This window comes from Terrisporobacter mayombei (genome assembly GCF_020748465.1).
GTDB lineage: Bacteria > Bacillota > Clostridia > Peptostreptococcales > Peptostreptococcaceae > Terrisporobacter > Terrisporobacter mayombei.
Genome location: NZ_JAHZMP010000290.1, coordinates 1 through 434 on the forward strand (window position 1 = coordinate 1; position 434 = coordinate 434).

The following is a 434-nucleotide window of genomic DNA, read 5'->3' on the forward strand; positions in this document are numbered from 1 at the left end:
GCCGAAAGCAATTAAACAACCAATAATGGTATCGATAAGACGCGGAAGGATGTATTGCTCGCCGTTCAACCACAATAGTTGCAGGGTATACACTGCGGTAATAGTAAAACCGACCGTCGCCCAGCCGTAGTTTTTGCGCAATATCAGGTAGCTGGCGAGGGTGGTAATCAGCATCAACGTCAGGGTGTAACCTTCGGGAATTTTAAAGTGCAGCGCCACGCCCGCAATGATTAACCCGACCACGGTTCCCACGGAGCGATTCACAATCCTCAGACGGGTTGCGCCATAGCCATTTTGTGTCACCAGCAATACCGTCATCAGGATCCAGTACGACTTCGGCAGATGCAGCGCGGTGCCCATCAGGCTGGCAACGCTTAACATCACACTGAGTCGTCCGGCATTGCGTAGCGCCGGAGACTTTAGTGACAGATAAC

1 protein-coding gene is annotated in these 434 nt (G+C 52.1%); it reads right to left on the minus strand.

Annotated elements, in window-relative coordinates:
- A partial coding sequence (locus K0039_RS25535) for an FUSC family protein (protein ID WP_228106926.1) occupies positions 1-381 on the minus strand: 381 nt, incomplete at its 3' end.
- Between the last annotated feature and the right edge of the window lie 53 nt (positions 382-434).